Source organism: Ferviditalea candida, from assembly GCF_035282765.1.
GTDB lineage: Bacteria > Bacillota > Bacilli > Paenibacillales > KCTC-25726 > Ferviditalea > Ferviditalea candida.
This window is the reverse complement of the sequence record NZ_JAYJLD010000010.1, coordinates 1-16,611: the sequence shown is the minus strand read 5'-3', so window position 1 is coordinate 16,611 and position 16,611 is coordinate 1. Positions and strand designations below refer to the sequence as shown.

Here is a 16,611-nt window from a genome sequence, read left to right as displayed (position 1 = left end):
TGCGACTAAAACACTTTCGTTGTCCAGGTTTCGCAATTCCAGATCTCGGTCACCACATCCCGGTAAAATTCAGGCTCATGGCTGATCAGCAGGATGCTTCCTTTGTATTCCTTCAGCGCGCGCTTCAATTCCTCTTTGGCGTCCACATCCAGGTGATTTGTAGGCTCGTCCAGCACCAGCAGGTTCGTTTCCTTATTGATCAGCTTGCATAAGCGAACCTTCGCTTTTTCCCCGCCGCTCAGCACTTCGATTTTGCTCTCGATATGCTTGGTCGTCAAGCCGCATCTGGCCAGCGCGGCGCGCACCTCAAATTGTGTGAACGAAGGAAAGGCTTCCCATACTTCCTCGATGCAGGTCTTAAAGTTGGCCCCTTTGATTTCTTGCTCAAAATACCCGATATACAGGTAATCGCCAAGCTCCACCGTTCCCGAAACGGACTTGATCTCGCCAAGAATGCTTTTGAGCAGCGTCGTTTTGCCGATCCCGTTCGCTCCGGTCAAGGCGATTTTCTGTCCGCGTTCCATCCTCAGATCCAAAGGTCTTGACAGGGGCTCATCGTATCCGATCACCAGATTGGACGTTTCAAAAATCATTTTACCCGAGGCTCTCGCTTCTTTAAAATCAAAGGTAGGCTTCGGCTTTTCCTTGGCCAGTTCGATCACTTCCATTTTATCGAGCTTTTTCTGCCGGGACATGGCCATATTGCGGGTGGATACCCGTGCTTTGTTGCGGGCGACGAAGTCCTTCAATTCGTCGATTTCCTGCTGCTGCCTTTTATAGGCGGACTCCAGCTGCTGTTTTTTCATTTCATGGACCTGCAGGAAATTGTCATAGTCGCCGACATATCGGTTCAGTTCCTGATTTTCCATATGATATATCAGATTGACGACACTGTTCAGGAAAGGAATATCATGGGAAATCAGAATAAAGGCATTCTCATATTCCAGCAGGTATCTTTTCAGCCATTCGATGTGCTGCTCATCCAGATAGTTCGTGGGCTCGTCCAACAGAAGCATATCCGGCTTTTCCAGCAGAAGCTTGGCCAGCAGCACCTTGGTGCGCTGACCGCCGCTTAAGTCCTGCACATCCCGGTCAAGGCCGATCTCATGCAGCCCCAGACCCCTAGCGATTTCCTCCACCTTGGCATCCAATGTATAGAAATCGCTGTTGGTGAGCTGGTCTTGGATGACGCCCAGATCCTCCAGCAGCTTTTCCAATTGATTCGGGTCAGCATCGCCCATCCGGCTGCAGATCTCATTCATTTCAGCTTCCAGGTCCAACAAATATTGAAAAGCGCTCTTCAGCACATCGCGGATAGACAAACCTCTCTCCAATACCGTATGCTGATCGAGATAGCCGATCCTGACGTTTTTGGACCATTCGATCTTGCCGCCATCCGGCTCCAGCTTGCCGGTAATGATATTCATAAAAGTCGATTTTCCCTCGCCGTTGGCGCCGATCAGGCCGATATGCTCGCCTTTGAGCAATCGAAAGGAAATGTCATTGAAAATCGCGCGATCGCCAAATCCGTGGCTTAAATTTTTGACAGCTAATATACTCATGATTCCGCACCTTTTCCCCGTTCTTTTTCTTTACTTGCACACTTCTTTTATAATAAACCACTCTCCTACTATAACTCAACAAATTCAAAATGCTTTCAAGCAGGGATCTTTGCATTTTTCGATACTCGCTGATATCTTTGGCAATACAATAAACCCCGATGATTTCTTTATCCACCATGATCGGGACAAGAGTAATTCTTAATAAAATGGCTTGTCCGGCCTTATACCGAATGATGCTTTCAAACTCTTGAGATTCTCCCTTTAAAGCTTGATGGAAGTGCCGGCGATACAGCTCTTGATCCTCATGCAGCAGATTCGATTTGAATGGAAGCAGTTCATCTTTTGTATAGCCGGTGATCTTTTCGCCGGCATCGTTCATATTCAAAATTTCTGCTTCGCGCGAAAGCAGCAAAACGGGATCGGGATGATTTTCAAACAGCGATTCGTAACGCTGCTGATTTTCTTTCATTAACATTTTTGAGGTTTTGCGTTCCGAAATATCTTGGAATTGGGCAATGAAATACAGCGGTGTTCCCTGTTCGTCACGAACGAGTGAAACGCTTAAAAACCGGCTCGATGCAAATCAAGGACAGCGTGATCGAAATTTCGGCGATTATCGAGCAGGCTGCTGAAAATTCGGAGGAAGTCGCCAGAGCCGCAAACCAACAATTTGAAATTGTAAATCAAGTCGCGGAAAGCTCGACATGCATAGCGGGTATGTCGGAAAAACTGCTGCAGGAGGTCACCAAATTCGAATCCGCCCAGGTTTAAGCATAAGGAATTCTTGTCTTATCCGAAACAAAAAATGGACGCCTTAATCATTCGGCGTCCGATCCAAATACAACCGGGTAACGGAGGTCGAGTCATTGGAAGCGATCTCCTCCTCGGTCGCTTTTTTCTCAAGATCATCATGAGTACTCATACCTGGCGCTATAGATGGTTGAGTTTTTTCTTTACGTTTTTCCGGCATTTTTGTACACCGCCTTTCCTGAGTCAGTTTGCCCAAGAAAGGAACATTTATCCAACCAACAATTGCGGATTTAGGCATTTGACTTTTCAGGGCGGTCGGCTTTTTTTATTGCGATACGCATCAAATCTCAGTCGCGGCGGCGGTCATCATATTAGCCAGAGCTATGTAAGTCTTCTTACATGCCCAATCATGCAACGGACGATCACCATCAAGCTTTTCCCGTCGCAAATTTTCGTTCAAGCCTAAATCAGCGTCGACAGCTCCCGTTCACGGCGTTCCAGCAAAGGAATAATCTTACCTTCAATAATCGCAATAAAGTGCGGAGTTTCTCTGTGCGCCTCCAGCGCGGCTTGATCAACATAGTGCTCGTAGATGATAAATAAATCTGGATTATCGTTGGAGCGGCTGACGTGATACAGCTTGCAGCCAGGCTCCGACGCTTCCACCAGAGGCTTGACTTCCTGCAAATACGCCTGCACTTGATCTCCGTTGCCGGGCTTGCAATAATATTTGGCCAATAATACGATCATGCTCATTACCTCCTAAAATTTAAATAAGATAAGAGATGGCAGCCTCGGTCCCGCTCTTTTGTGTCGTCAGTCGGTTAGCAAGATGATATGAACTTTGCCAGGACCGTGAACGCCAAAGGCGAGATCCATTTCAATATCGCCCGTCCGGCTGGGGCCTGTAATGAAATTGATGCAGGCCGGCAAGCCGCGCTCCACCTGCCGATGAACATGGGCAACCGCTTGCGTTAAACGAGGGTGGATATCGGCTTCCCGCAAAACAGCGACAAATACGGGAGGCAGCAGACTGACCAACCGCCCGCGGCCGCCGCCATTCCACAAAACCACCGTGCCGGTCTCAGCCAAGCCCATTTCCGCAAAGGCGATCCCCATATCCGCTTGGGCAGCGTATGCCCGAAGCTCCTGTTCATCCTCCGTCGGGCGCCAAACCCGGTGCACCACACCCGTTTCTTTCAAGCACTGCTCAAGCTGTAAGGAATAAAACCGCTCATCCTCCCAGGACAGCACGGAACGGGCGGCAAATTTGGCGGTTGCTTTATGCAGCACCCTGCCCAGTTCGGATTTCGGTATCCGGTCAACCTCCGTCTGATTCAAGGCAGCCAAATTTGCAATAAATTGCTGGACCAAATCCTCCCGGCCGAGCCCTTGATAGAGATGCGCATACGGCTTGTTGGGCCAGACTGGAGGCGTTACGCCATGGCGGCGGGGACGTCCCAGCTTGTTTGCAATATGGTCAAGAAAGGCTTCCTGTGTTTTTTGCGCATCCATGTTTAATTTCCTTCTTTCTTGTGAGTCTTCCACCACTCGCGGAACGATTGCTTGGCCGGCTGCGGAAGGTCTCTGACATCGGTCCAGCCTGACAGGAGTCCCGGTGCTTTGGAAATGTATCCGTCCTTGGCCCATAATCCCGTTCCCGGGCGGGAAAGCTTAACCGCCTTTTCATATACGGCAGGATGCTCCGCGGTAAAGCCGAACGCTTTAAAGGCGAGCTTTTCGGTCATTGGAGTATAGCCTTTTTCCGCCTCGACCTTGCGATGCTCCAGCAGCAAATCATGCAGCGGGATTTTGACCGGGCACACCTCCGAGCAGGCGCCGCAGAGACTTGATGCAAAGGGAAGCTCCTTGGTCTTTTCGTATCCTTCCAATAATGGGGAAAGCACGGCTCCGATCGGCCCGCTGTATACGCCGCCATAAGCATGTCCGCCAATATTGCGGTAAATCGGACATACGTTTACGCAAGCCCCGCAGCGAATGCATTTCAAGATTTCCTGATAAGCACTGCCCAATATGTCGGATCTGCCATTATCCAGAATGATCAAATGAAATTCTTCAGGGCCGTCAAGATCCCCTTTCCGGCGCGGTCCGTTGATCCCGGTCATATAAACCGATATTTTCTGCCCTGTAGCGCTCCGCGTCAGCATGGATACGGCCATATCCAGCTCATTCCAGGTAGGGACAAGCCGCTCCATCCCCATGATGGCAATATGCACTTTGGGAAGGGTTGTCGTTAAGCGGGCATTTCCCTCGTTGCTGATCAAGACGACGGAGCCCGACTCGGCAACCGCAAAGTTGCAGCCGGAGATGCCGATATCCGCTTCCAGAAACTCCTGGCGCAGCTGATCTCTTGCAAATTGGCACAGCTCCTCGGTTTCCTCGGAAAGCTCCCGCTTTGCCACCTTCGAGAAAAGCTCGGCGACCTGCCCTCTGGTTTTGTGAATAGCCGGAGCAATCAAGTGGGAGGGCGTCTCACCCGCCAATTGAATGATGTATTCGCCCAGATCGGATTCGACCACTGCCAGACCCGCTTCTTCCAAATGCTTGTTGAGATGAATCTCCTCCGACACCATCGATTTGGATTTAATGACTTTCTTGGCCGCTTTTTGTTTGGCGACCCGGATCACATAATCCACAGCATCTTCAGCCTTGGGGGCAAAATGAACATGCCCTCCGTTCTTGCGCACATTCTCCGCAAGCTGCTCCAAATAGCTGTCCAGATTTTCGATCGTATGCATGCGAATTAGCGAAGCCAGATCTCTCCATTCCTCCACATTCCCGAGCACTTCCACCGCGGCCATTCGCCCCGAACGAAGACGGTCCTGTGTAAAAGGGATGGCTTTCTGCAGCTGAGAATCATCCAGCGCTTGCTCGACGCGTTCAAAAAATGCTTTGCTGTCCCCGCTCATTTCCGTTTCCCCTTTGCCAAAACCTCAGATATATGCATGACTTCAATCTCTTTTCCCTGTCTGCGCAAACGGCCGCCGATATTCATCAGGCATCCCATATCCGCTCCGATCAGCACTTCGGCTCCGGTGGACTCGATGTTTTTGATTTTCTCATCGACCATTTTTTCGGAGATTTCGCTCATTTTCGCGGCAAACGTGCCGCCAAATCCGCAGCAGTCTTGACGGTAGGGCAGCTCCTTCACTTCCAGTCCTTTCACTTCGGACAACAGCTGCATCGGCTCATTCCGGACCCCCAATCCCCGGCTCATATGGCACGATTGATGATAGGTCGCCACCCCGTGAAGCTCCGCTCCCGCATCGGTAATCCCTAAGACGTTGACAAGGAATTCCGTGAACTCATATGTTATTTGAGATAAACGGTCGGCTTTCGCAACCCATTCCTCTTCATCCTTGAACATCTCTTTATAGTAGTGGCGCACCATCGAGACACAGGAGCCGGACGGCGCTACGACATAATCGCTGTGGCTGAATGCCTGAATAAGCTGTTTGGCTGCCTTCTTGGCATCCTTGACATACCCGCTGTTATAGGCAGGCTGCCCGCAGCAGGTTTGCCCTTCGGGAAAATCCACCTCCACTCCGTGCCTTTCCAAAATTTCCACAACAGATTTCCCGACTTCGGGGAAAAAAATATCCGATAGACAGGTGATAAATAATGAAACCTTCATAGCTGCGATTCCCCTTAAGTAAAATTTGATTGTTTCCCGAAGCTGATCTCGTTATGTCTTCACTTATTTTATCATACTCTATACCTATCCCAATATATCTTGATATCTAGTCGTCAGCACCAAACTTATTCGAGATAGGCAAAATGATATCAACGGTGGTCCCTTTATTTACCTCACTCGAAATGATCATACTCCCCGCATGATCTTCAATAATTTTATAACTGATCATCAACCCTAATCCGGTGCCTTTTTCTTTGGTGGTATAAAAAGGTTCTCCCAACCTTGGCAACCGTTCCTCCGAAATTCCACATCCCTGGTCAGCAAAACGAATCAACAGTTTGTGAGAATCTTTCATCTTTGCTTGAATTAGAATTTCCCCCCCGTTCGGCATTGCATCAATTGCATTTTTTAGAACGTTGATGAACACTTGTTTTAAATGGTTTGCCGCACATTGGATAGAAGGAATTTCATCCTCGATCTCAGTCAAAAATTGAACATTATTCATGATAGCCTGGGTACCAAGCAGCCTAATAATATCTTCCAAGATATTCCGAAGATCTCTTTGTTCAAACTTTACAACCTGAGGTTTGGCAAGTACAAGAAATTCACTAATGATGAGCTCAATACGATCCAACTCGGTTAGCATGATAGTAAAATATTCTTTATGTTCACACAGCTTAGACTTCAGAATTTGAACAAATCCTCGTATAGCCGTTAATGGATTGCGGATCTCATGAGCGACTCCTGCTGCCAATTGACCTACAACAGCCAGCTTTTCCGATTTCCGCAGCAAATCCTCCGTCCTTTTTAATTCGGTAATATCCTTTGCAATTCCATAAATACCCACGATTTTATTTTCTACGGTAATAGGGATATTTGTAACTGAAAGGTCAATACTCCCCCTATTCTTGTGAAAAATAGCAGTTTCATAATTCTGCGGTTGTCCTTGAATTGCCCTCTTTAAATATTGCGATATTCTCCTTGCATCTTTTGTAACTACCAGAGATATAAACGACTTTTGATAAAGTTCTTCAACCGGATATCCTGAAATCCTGAAACCGGATGTATTTACACTAATGAAATTTCCATTGGGATCGAGTGAAAAAACCATATCAGGATTATGTTCAAAGAGTGATCGATATCGTTCCTCACTCTCTCTTAATTGTTGTTGGGCCTCCCTGCGCTTGGTTACATCACGAGAAACGAGGACAATACTTTCCACATCTCCATTTTCACCGATCACAGGCGTACCAAACGTCTCAAGATCAACCCAATGGCCATCCTTATGTTGATAGCGAAATTCAAACTGACACGGTTTTCGGGTTTGAATTATTTCTGAGAAAACTTTATGCACGACTTGAATGTCTTCAGGATAAAGCAAGTTGAGCGGCAATGACTCCGGTGAAAACCCTAAAATCATTTGATGCGACGGAGAAGCATACTTCAGTTTTCTGTCTACTCCTACAATAGCAATTAAATCCGACGTATTTTCTGCTATAAGACGGTATTTTTCCTCACTTTCCCGAATGGCCTTTTCCATTGTTTTCCTCTCAGTGATATCCCTTAAAATACCGGCAGTGGCAATAACATTTCCCTGTCCGTCTTTTATAAGCGAGACCATCACGCTTACGTGAATCAGACTCCCGTCTTTTCTTTTTCGAATTGTATCATGCTCCGTAATACCTGCCCCCGAAAACACCTTCGTAAAAATCTCCGTCGCCTCTTCTATCAAATCGTCGGGAACAATAGGCACTAATCGGCCAATTACCTCTTGCTCGTTCCAACCAAACATTTTTTCGAAAGCAGGGTTAACTTGAACGGTATTCCCTTCCAAATCAACGATAACAATAGCGTCTGAACTGTTATTGATAAAAGATTCCAGTTTTACCTTAGTGTCTAAAAGTTCCTTTCCCGCCCTCTTTCGTTCAGTAACATCTCGAATAATCCCCCGAAAACCGATCGAATGCCCTTCATTATTCTTGACAACAGATATTGAACCCTCAGCGAATCTTTTAGAGCCGTCTTTTCGAACATACTCCCACTCTACTGATTTGACAGGCTCATTAGAATGATAAACTCTATTTAAGGTGGAATCTATTTTATTCGCCATTCGTTGATCCATGAGATTTATAAATTTCATTCCAATCAATTCATCTTTGGAATATCCAAGAATGGCACATAATGAATGATTCAAAAACGTAAACCTGCCATTCATATCGATTTCATAATAACCGTCTGCAAGACTTTCCAGAATAAGAACTTCATTCATCGTAGGGTCTCCTTCTACATTATATTCTTCAGCCCATAATATAAACTAGTTCGGGTTTTGTGCCGCTTTTCCTCCCAGTCCAACCACCGAGGGCTTATTTTTGACCGAACATGATCGTTTATGATATTGACAGCGATTACAAATTGTATATAATCATATTTGAGCATAAACAATCAAATTCATTCACAGTAAAATGGTGATAATTGAAAGCTGGGAGGTGAGAATGCGATATGTTTGTTGAAGAACGGAAAAGCTTCATTCTTGAGAAAATTGAACAAGAAGAACGTGTAGACGTCATTCAATTAAGCAAATTGATGGAAGTGTCCGAATCCACGATCCGCAGAGATTTAAGGGAACTGGAAAACGCCAACCTGCTGAAAAGAACGCATGGCGGGGCCGTCTCGAACAAAATAGCCGTCAAACAAAACGTAAACGTCGAGCCCAGCTTTATAGAAAAGGAGATTCAAGCGCAAGCCGAGAAGAAAGCGATCGCCAAAAAAGCGGCGGAGCTGGTCAAAAACGGCGATACAATTTTGCTCGATTCCGGAACCACAACCTTCTATGTACTGCAGGAGTTGAAAGCTTTCAGTCATTTGACCGTCGTTACGAATGCCGTCATCTCGACGGCTTACTTGGATCATCACCCGGGAATTGAAATCATTTTTCTCGGCGGCACTTTCCGTTCTTCTACGCAATCGATGGTCGGAATGTTCACCGAGCTTTGCTTGAGCCGAATTCGCGTAGACAAATGCTTTATCGCGACCAATGGGGTTGACCATCAGATCGGATTGACGACGCCGAACATGGCGGAAGCCGAAATCAAGCGGAAAATGATCGCTTGCGCGCGGGAAGTCATCCTGGTCACCGATTCATCCAAATTCGGCAAGTCCAGCTTCGCCAAATTTGCCGATTTGGCGGATATCGACATTTGCATAACGGATACAGGCATTCATGAAGAAGACAGAAAAAATCTCGTCGATAACGGCATAACCATTATCGACGCGGAGCCCGATAGGAATGGATGAGAAATGAAACCAACTGTGTTAACCGTTACATTTAACCCGTCTTTAGACAAAACGATCGTACTCGACGAGCTCCGGATAGGTAGCTTGAACCGAGCTCGGCAAGTCCGCCTCGATCCCGGCGGCAAAGGGATTAACGTTGCCAAGCTGCTTCACGACTTTCAGCTTCCGGTCGTTGCTGCGGGGCTGTATGGCGGGGATGAAGGGAACGAGCTTGCGAAGCTTTTGCGGACTACGGGGCTAACCGTCGACTTCTTGCAAGTAGCAGGGCGGACACGCACGAATTTAAAAATTGTTGACGCTTCCGCAAAAACGACGACGGAAATTAACGAGCCGGGGGCGGAAATCAGTCCCCGGGATCTGCAGGCCGTCATGGATAGAATACGAGACAACCTGAAAGGTGCAACCCATCTGGTGCTCGCCGGAAGTCTTCCGCCCGGCGTTCCGGCTTCCGTCTATGCGGAACTCATTCGGGCTGCAAAGAACAGCAACATCATTACAGTGCTCGATGCTGACGGGGATGCGCTCAAGCAAGGGGTTTCCGCTGGGCCGTATGCGCTTAAGCCGAACATCCATGAGTTGGAGCAGTGGAGCGGCAAATCGCTTAAGTCCGACGAGGAGATTGTTGCGGCCGGAAGAGAAATGATTGCAAACGGAGTTTCTCTCATTCTGGTGTCGATGGGCGAGAAGGGATCGATCGCCATCAACGAAACGGAGACGTTCCGCGTCAGGCCATTCCCGATCACGATAAAAAGCTCCGTAGGAGCGGGGGACTCGATGGTTGCGGCCCTGATCTACTGCATGCTGAACGGCAAATCGCTGAAGGAAACGGCTGCGATTACGTCCGCGGCGGGAACGCTGACAGCTTCAAAGGAAGGCACTCAGGTCTGCAGTTTGTCCGAAGTATTGGAGCACGTCCATCTGGTATCGGTTCAACCGATATCAAACAATAAATAAGGGAGGATTTCTCAAATGGGGAAAAAAATATTGGCGGTAACAGCTTGCCCTACCGGAATTGCCCATACGTACATGGCCGCCGAATCGCTGGAGAAGGCTGCCGCTGAGCAAAGGCTTGATTTCAAAGTCGAAAAACGCGGCGCGATCGGGATTGAAGACGAACTGAGCGAGCAGGAAATCCGCGAAGCGCATGCGATAATTATTGCAGCCGACACGGATGTCCAAGAATCCCGCTTTGCCGGCAAGCCCGTCGTGAAGGTCGGGGTCTCCGAGGCAATTAAAAACCCGGATCGTCTGCTTCAGGAAGCTCTCGCCAAGCAACCGGCAAGCAAGTCGGACTATATGCAGCAGGTTCAGCAGGTGAAAGAACAGCGCAGCGCGCAGCGTTCCGGTTTCTACAAGCACCTGATGACCGGCGTATCGAATATGCTTCCGCTGGTTGTGGCCGGCGGTTTGATTATCGCCTTGTCGTTCACTTTTGGCATTCTGGCATTTAAGGAACCGGGCTCTTTTGCCGCTGCGCTTATGGATATCGGGGGCGGCTCGGCATTCGCTCTCATGGTTCCCATTCTGTCCGGCTTCATCGCCTTCTCCATCGCCGATCGCGTCGGTTTGGCTCCTGGTCTCGTAGGCGGAATGATGGCTTCGAAGATCGGCGCGGGATTTTTGGGCGGCATTATCGCCGGCTTCCTGGCCGGTTACGTGGCACTCTGGCTCAGAAAGTCGATCAAGCTTCCGAAAAATTTCGAGGGCTTGAAGCCGATCCTGATTATTCCGCTGCTGTCGACTTTATTTGTCGGGCTCATGATGCAATATGTCATCGGGTCGCCGATAAAAACGATTATGGATGTGTTAGCCGCTTGGCTGAAAGGCATGAGCTCGACCAATGCCGTATTCCTGGGCTTGATTCTCGGCGCGATGATGGCATTCGACATGGGCGGTCCCGTCAATAAAACGGCATATACGTTCGCTGTCGGCTTGCTGGCCAGCAACATATATGGTCCTATGGCGGCGGTGATGGCGGCCGGCATGACGCCTCCGCTCGGCTTGTTCCTGGCGACCTTGCTTAGTCCGAAGAAATATACGAAGGAAGAAAAGGAAGCGGGCAAAGCGGCATCGATTCTGGGCATATCTTTCATTACAGAGGGAGCCATCCCGTTCGCTGCGGCTGATCCGCTGCGCGTCATTCCAAGCATTATGGTCGGTTCCGCGATTACAGGCGCGCTCTCGATGGCTTTCGGCGCAACGCTGCAGGTTCCGCATGGCGGCATCTTCGTTCTGCCGATTCCGCATGCGGTTGGGAATTTGTTCATGTATACGGTATCTATCGTCGTTGGTATGGTAGTTACGGCAATTATGGTTAATTTTTTAAAGAAAAACAAAGCATAACCAAGGGATGCACGATTAAGGAGTGAGTTTTTCGTTGAACATCAGCGATATAATCAGTAAAGAAACGATTTGTCTTCACCTTCAGGCGGGAAGCAAACGCGAGGCTATCGAACAAATGTCGGCGATGTTCACACAATCGGGACATGTGACTGAACCCGCTCTTTTCGTCAGCGACGTATTCGTCCGGGAAGCGACAGGCTCGACCGGCATCGGCTTCGGCGTGGCGATTCCGCACGGAAAATCAGCAGCGGTAAGCAAACCTGGACTCGCGTTCGCCAAATTTGCGCAGCCGGTGGAATGGAACTCTCTCGATAACAAGCCTGTCACGATGGCATTCCTCATCGGGGTACCGCAGCAACAAGCGGGACAGGAGCATCTGAAAATATTGACATTGATTTCCAGGAAGCTCGTTCACGAATCGTTCCGGGAACAGTTGCAGAATGCCGGATCGGCCGAAGATATTTTGCAGTTGCTGCAGTTTTAACGACATTTTTAGAAAGCGTCAGGGAGTGGAGAGATATGATTACCCAAACGACTGCCATACGAAATGAGCAAGGCTTTCACCTTAGACCTGCTCAAATGTTTACAGAATTGGCGAATAAATTTGAAAGCGAAATCACGCTTACGGTTTCAAGCGAGGACGACAAAATCAATCCGAAAAGCATTCTGAATTTAATGTCGCTCGGGATCGGCAAAGGCACAGCCGTGACGATATCCGCCGAAGGCCCGGATGAAGCGCAGGCTGTTGCCGAACTGATCGCCATGATCGAGAGCGGGTTCGGAGAATGAGCATGAACGAACGGATCATAACCGGGATAGCGGCATCATCGGGTATTCAAATCGGAACTTCGTTTCATTACGGGCTTCATCCGGATGAACGGGTTGTGGACCGGGAAGCTGCCGTTCCCGAAACGCAAATCGATGAGGAGCTTGCGAAACTGGCTGCTGCCAAAGCGCTGGTAATGGGCGATCTGCAGGCGATATTGGAGCGGAACCAGGATCGTTTGGACGACAAGCAGAAGGGCATTATCATCGGCCATCAAGGGCTGCTAAATGATCCGGTCTTTACCGGAGATATGGAAACGGTGATCCGCAAACATCGCCTGACTGCGGAAGCGGCAGCGCTGCGGGTAATGGAGAAATTCGTCAAGCTGTTCGAGAGTATGGACAAAGATTATATGAAAGAACGGGCGCAGGATATTCGCGATATCGGGGGGCGGATGCTCGACGCGCTGCAAGGCAAGGAGCGCCAAACACTCAGCGCCATGAAAGAAGGCGCTATTCTAATCGCCCACGATATCAGTCCGTCCGATACGATGGAAATCAATCCGCAGAGTATTCTCGGATTCGTCACGCAAATTGGCGGGAAAACGTCACATACCTCGATATTGGCGCGATCAATGGGCATTCCGGCGATCGTCGGCGTAGGCCCTGCGATCAAGAAGATTCCGCACGGGGTTCCTATCATTATCGATGGCGAAGCGGGAATATGCATCGTTCACCCTGAGGAAGCGACGATGGAGACGTATCGTGCGAAAAAACGAACTTTAATCGCGGAGTCCGGCAAGCTGGAGGCGTTCCGGCGATTGCCGGCTCGTACGGTGGACGGTGCGACATTCGAGCTTGCCGCCAATATCAGCTCCGTGCAGGATTCCCATCAAGCCGTTGATGGCGGCGCCGAAGGAGTCGGGCTATTCCGCACCGAGTTTATGTACATGAACGCAACCAAGATGCCGTCGGAGCAAGAGCAATTTGAAGTGTACAAAGAAATCGCCTCGATGTGGGACGGCAAGCCCGTCGTCATCCGTACTCTTGATGTCGGCGGCGATAAGAAATTGCCGTATTTGTCTCTGGAGAATGAGGCCAATCCGTTTCTCGGCTATCGGGCAATCCGGATCGGGCTGAACCAACCGGAGGTGCTGAGAACGCAGCTTCGCGCAATTATGCGCGCCAGCGCATACGGCAAGCTAAGGATAATGTTCCCGATGATTTCTTCCATCGAGGAATGGAGGCAAGCAAGGGCTGTCGTTGCGGATATAGGCCATGAATTGGAAGCCGAATGCATCGATTATGACCGAACGATTCAAGTCGGCATTATGGCAGAAATTCCGTCTGTCATCCAGATTGCCGATCTGTTTGCCAAAGAAGTGGACTTTTTCAGCATTGGCACAAACGATTTGACGCAATACACGCTTGCCGTAGACCGGATGAACGAAAAGGTGGCATATTTGTACGATTATTTTCATCCGTCCGTGCTGCGTTCCATCCAAACTTTGATTCGCGCCGCACATGCCGAGGGCAAACGGGTCGGCATGTGCGGGGACATGGCCGGCGATCCGCTCGCCGCGCCCGTGCTTGTTGGCTTCGGGCTGGACGAATGTAGCATGGAAAGCGCGGCGCTCAACCGCATGAAGTCGGTCATAGCGAAGCTGAATCGCAAGGATTGCGAGGAATTTGCCCAGCAGCTGCTGAATGGTTCGACAGCCCAAGACATCCGGGAGAAGCTGAAAGTGTTCATGTCCTAACAAAGAAAGCATCGAACAAAGAAAACGTCCGATTCAATAACAAGGGAACATGTTCTTACATCCCATCGCTGAATCGGGCGTTTATTTCTGCTGCGGCCCTTACACGGATCAGCGGCTTTTGGAGGCGTAATGCGCTATAAAACATCCCGATGTCAACGCTATTTGACGCCTAATTAAATTGACGTACAAAAAAAAGATCATTCCGCAAAATGCATACGCCTCAACACCGGATTATTAACCTTAATCATTTGGCGTCCGATCTAAATACAACCGGGTAACCGGAGCGATCTCCTCCTCGGTCGCTTTTTTCTCAAGATCATCATGAGCATTCATACCTGGCGCTATAGATGGTTGAGTATTTTCTTTGCGTTTTTGCGGCATCGTTTTAAACCGCCTTTCCAAGGTCAGTTTGCCCAAGAAAGAAACTTTTATCCAACAGGCCATTTGAATCATATCTCCAAGATCCCGGCTTTTTCCTCCCAAGAGACAAAAGCACTTCAGAATCTTTAAAGCGCCTTTTCAACGAGGTGTACAAGAAGTGTATAAGCTGAAGGCCAGAAGTGATTCTAAGTTTTTCAAACGCTTTAATTAGGGAATACTGGATAGGAATAAGCAGCTTGCCAAACGAATTCAAGAGTGTATTTCAGGAGTGTAATTCATGAAAAGTGAAATCCTTTCCACCGATTTTATAGTAATGATTGCGACAGCTGTTATCGTGGGCACTTTAGCCCGTTTACTTTCGCTTAAAGAGGATTTTCGGCAATATCCAAGCTATCCGAATGGCTACATGATTCATCTATTGACCGGATTTGTTGCAGCCGCTTTAGGGGCTGTTGCCATCCCAGCGCTGATGACAAAAAATTTCATTGCCGTGACTTTCCTAGCTATAGCCATACAACAATTTCGGGATGTTCGGAAAATGGAGCGCGAGAGCCTCAAAAATCTTGAAAATACGGAGTATGCATACCGTGGCGATGCTTATGTCGATGGGATAGCCAAAACCTTTGAGGCAAGAAATTACTTTGCTTTAATTGTTTCTTTTGCAACGGCGTTAACCATGCAAATAATAAAGGCTGAATTGTGGGTGGATGTCGTCGGCGGGACCGCCGTCGGGCTGATTGTGCTTTTCGTGCTTAAACGGTTTTCGAAAGGAAAAACCATCGGAGATATTGCGGATGTTGAGGAAGGGAAGGTAGAGATACAAGGCTCGGAACTATTTGTTGACGGGATCTATGTTTCGAATCTGTTAGGAACGGAAAACGCCCAAACCCTGTTTGAGCAAGAAGGACTAGCCGTTGTCATCTACCCTCGTGAAGAGCATTTCCGGATTACACTGGATCACTATGGCCAGCGGCAAGCAGCCTTATTTGAAGCGACTAGAGCATTAGGCGTAAAGAGATACCACTTCACTCGCAAGGATTTTGAGAAGGGAAGAATTGTCATCACGTTAGTCCCTATTGTTCGTGATCCCGATAAACTGATTGAAGCAGTCAAAAAGACACCCCTTCTGGAAAGTGTCAAAAAAAGTCACGCCGTCATGAAAACGAACTTGACGGGAAAGGAGTAATTTATGGGACGGGAAGCCTCTGAAAAACCTGCATATGAAATACTGGCTATTATTACTCTGAAAGAGAAACGGGTGATGGGGGGCAAGCAGCTTTCCTTGTTAGCGGAGAATGAAGAAGAGCAAAAAGCAATGACGCAGGATATAGCCAAGGCCATGAAAGCCGATGTGGTACAAATGAAGAATGGGGATTATCTTGTCGTGCGGGTTTGATGAATACATGTCAGGAGTCGGCTCCTTTCCATCGCGCCGTCAGCGACATGAGATCTTCCACCGCCAAGGGAATAACGTTTCCGCAACGACATCGCCGAATCCAAACAGCAAAAGCGGCTGCTTCTCTTGGATTTGCAGATGCAGATGCGAAGCGCATGCCTCTCTGGCCGCTGGCTTGTTATAGGCGCGGATCGGCCTGCATTTCAGCAAATAAGTGCCCGCTTCCCTCATGCCGCGCCGGAGCGTCTCGCGCGTACCGCACAGGAACACATTTTCCTGCCGATCCTCCCATGCTCCCGGGTTATCCGGAATCATCAAAATCGGAGCGTTCGGGTTCCCTTTACCCCAAATTACACCGGATGGGGGGTATCTTCTTCCGTCGCTCTTGAAACCAAGAAATGGGATTAGAAATTAGGGTATTTTCCCGGTTTCAAAGGCGAACGCCAGGTCTCTACAGAAGATACCCCCCAGCCCCATAGATCTTCATTCCCATGATAAACTTTTTTCCACATGTAAAAAAAGCCAACCCACATTGTGAGCCGGCTTGTAACAACTATACAGCTAAGTCCAAATCAAACGTATCATTCCGGAATATAAGGCAGATCCAGCATATCGGGGATGTTGATCACATGCTTTTCCGTATAAGCCAGCAAGCCCTCTTCCCCGTATTCCCTGCCGATGCCGGATTGCTTGAATCCGCCGAAC

General features: G+C 48.7%; 19 protein-coding genes. 9 read left to right on the top strand and 10 right to left on the bottom strand.

Translation table 11 applies throughout. From position 1 onward, the window contains the following. Nucleotides 1–5 precede the first annotated feature (5 nt). Both VF724_RS08810 and VF724_RS08805 read right to left on the bottom strand, forming a co-directional pair. Complete coding sequence (locus VF724_RS08810; protein ID WP_371753871.1) at nt 6–1,562, bottom strand: ABC-F family ATP-binding cassette domain-containing protein; 1,557 nt, start codon at nt 1,560–1,562, stop codon at nt 6–8. Continuing rightward, on the bottom strand, nt 1,501–2,037 hold the full coding sequence (locus VF724_RS08805) for a PAS domain S-box protein (protein WP_371753870.1): 537 nt from the start codon (nt 2,035–2,037) through the stop codon (nt 1,501–1,503). The genes VF724_RS08810 and VF724_RS08805 overlap by 62 nt, the downstream gene beginning before the upstream one ends. 77 nt (nt 2,038–2,114) lie before the next feature. On the opposite strand from VF724_RS08805, the gene VF724_RS08800 reads away from it, so the two are divergent. After that, entirely contained in the window at nt 2,115–2,333 is a 219-nt protein-coding gene (locus VF724_RS08800; RefSeq protein WP_371753869.1) for a hypothetical protein, read from the top strand. A gap of 43 nt (nt 2,334–2,376) precedes the next feature. On the opposite strand, the gene VF724_RS08795 is transcribed toward VF724_RS08800, so the two are convergent. The 6 genes from VF724_RS08795 to VF724_RS08770 all read right to left on the bottom strand — a co-directional run bounded on the left by VF724_RS08795 (nt 2,377) and on the right by VF724_RS08770 (nt 8,236). Beyond that, on the bottom strand, nt 2,377–2,532 hold the full coding sequence (locus tag VF724_RS08795) for a hypothetical protein (RefSeq protein WP_371753868.1): 156 nt from the start codon (nt 2,530–2,532) through the stop codon (nt 2,377–2,379). Between the two features lie 242 nt (nt 2,533–2,774). Next, on the bottom strand, nt 2,775–3,062 hold the full coding sequence (locus VF724_RS08790; RefSeq protein ID WP_371753867.1) for a putative quinol monooxygenase: 288 nt from the start codon (nt 3,060–3,062) through the stop codon (nt 2,775–2,777). Between the two features lie 66 nt (nt 3,063–3,128). Beyond that, nucleotides 3,129–3,827 carry a LutC/YkgG family protein gene (locus tag VF724_RS08785; RefSeq protein ID WP_371753866.1) on the bottom strand — a complete coding sequence of 233 codons (699 nt, stop codon included), beginning with the start codon at nt 3,825–3,827 and terminating at the stop codon, nt 3,129–3,131. A 2-nt stretch (nt 3,828–3,829) separates the two neighbouring features. After that, complete coding sequence (locus tag VF724_RS08780) at nt 3,830–5,242, bottom strand: LutB/LldF family L-lactate oxidation iron-sulfur protein (protein ID WP_371753865.1); 1,413 nt, start codon at nt 5,240–5,242, stop codon at nt 3,830–3,832. Further along, the gene (locus VF724_RS08775; RefSeq protein WP_371753864.1) at nt 5,239–5,967 is read right to left on the bottom strand and encodes a (Fe-S)-binding protein; all 729 of its coding nucleotides are present in this window, start codon (nt 5,965–5,967) and stop codon (nt 5,239–5,241) included. Before VF724_RS08775 ends, VF724_RS08780 begins: the two co-directional genes overlap by 4 nt. A gap of 106 nt (nt 5,968–6,073) precedes the next feature. After that, nucleotides 6,074–8,236, bottom strand: a complete 2,163-nt coding sequence (locus VF724_RS08770) for a PAS domain-containing sensor histidine kinase (RefSeq protein WP_371753863.1) — start codon at nt 8,234–8,236, stop codon at nt 6,074–6,076. 230 nt (nt 8,237–8,466) lie between these two features. Here VF724_RS08770 and VF724_RS08765 point away from each other — a divergent pair, with 230 nt between their 5' ends. The 6 genes from VF724_RS08765 to ptsP are packed head-to-tail and all read left to right on the top strand — an operon-like array spanning nt 8,467 to nt 14,129. Further along, nucleotides 8,467–9,261 (top strand): DeoR/GlpR family DNA-binding transcription regulator, encoded by a 795-nt coding sequence (locus tag VF724_RS08765; RefSeq protein ID WP_371753862.1) that lies wholly within the window; start codon nt 8,467–8,469, stop codon nt 9,259–9,261. 3 nt (nt 9,262–9,264) lie between these two features. Beyond that, the gene (gene pfkB, locus VF724_RS08760; protein ID WP_371753861.1) at nt 9,265–10,215 is read left to right on the top strand and encodes a 1-phosphofructokinase; all 951 of its coding nucleotides are present in this window, start codon (nt 9,265–9,267) and stop codon (nt 10,213–10,215) included. 15 nt (nt 10,216–10,230) lie between these two features. Continuing rightward, nucleotides 10,231–11,604, top strand: coding sequence for a PTS fructose transporter subunit IIC (locus VF724_RS08755; protein WP_371753860.1), 1,374 nt, complete (start codon nt 10,231–10,233; stop codon nt 11,602–11,604). 34 nt (nt 11,605–11,638) lie between these two features. Beyond that, on the top strand, nt 11,639–12,088 hold the full coding sequence (locus tag VF724_RS08750) for a PTS sugar transporter subunit IIA (RefSeq protein ID WP_371753859.1): 450 nt from the start codon (nt 11,639–11,641) through the stop codon (nt 12,086–12,088). 35 nt (nt 12,089–12,123) lie between these two features. Next, entirely contained in the window at nt 12,124–12,393 is a 270-nt protein-coding gene (locus VF724_RS08745) for an HPr family phosphocarrier protein (protein ID WP_371753858.1), read from the top strand. Between the two features lie 2 nt (nt 12,394–12,395). Next, complete coding sequence (gene ptsP, locus VF724_RS08740; RefSeq protein WP_371753857.1) at nt 12,396–14,129, top strand: phosphoenolpyruvate--protein phosphotransferase; 1,734 nt, start codon at nt 12,396–12,398, stop codon at nt 14,127–14,129. Nucleotides 14,130–14,369: 240 nt separating this feature from the next. On the opposite strand, the gene VF724_RS08735 is transcribed toward ptsP, so the two are convergent. Beyond that, nucleotides 14,370–14,582, bottom strand: a complete 213-nt coding sequence (locus tag VF724_RS08735; RefSeq protein WP_371753856.1) for a hypothetical protein — start codon at nt 14,580–14,582, stop codon at nt 14,370–14,372. Nucleotides 14,583–14,787: 205 nt separating this feature from the next. Between VF724_RS08735 and VF724_RS08730 the strand changes: the two genes are divergently transcribed. Both VF724_RS08730 and VF724_RS08725 read left to right on the top strand, forming a co-directional pair. Next, nucleotides 14,788–15,696, top strand: coding sequence for a YIEGIA family protein (locus tag VF724_RS08730; protein WP_371753855.1), 909 nt, complete (start codon nt 14,788–14,790; stop codon nt 15,694–15,696). Between the two features lie 3 nt (nt 15,697–15,699). Beyond that, nucleotides 15,700–15,906, top strand: coding sequence for a capping complex subunit for YIEGIA (locus VF724_RS08725; RefSeq protein ID WP_371753854.1), 207 nt, complete (start codon nt 15,700–15,702; stop codon nt 15,904–15,906). Between the two features lie 39 nt (nt 15,907–15,945). Here the strand turns inward: VF724_RS08725 and VF724_RS08720 are convergent, their stop codons facing one another. Next, nucleotides 15,946–16,257 carry a uracil-DNA glycosylase family protein gene (locus tag VF724_RS08720; RefSeq protein WP_371753964.1) on the bottom strand — a complete coding sequence of 104 codons (312 nt, stop codon included), beginning with the start codon at nt 16,255–16,257 and terminating at the stop codon, nt 15,946–15,948. Nucleotides 16,258–16,611: the final 354 nt, after the last annotated feature.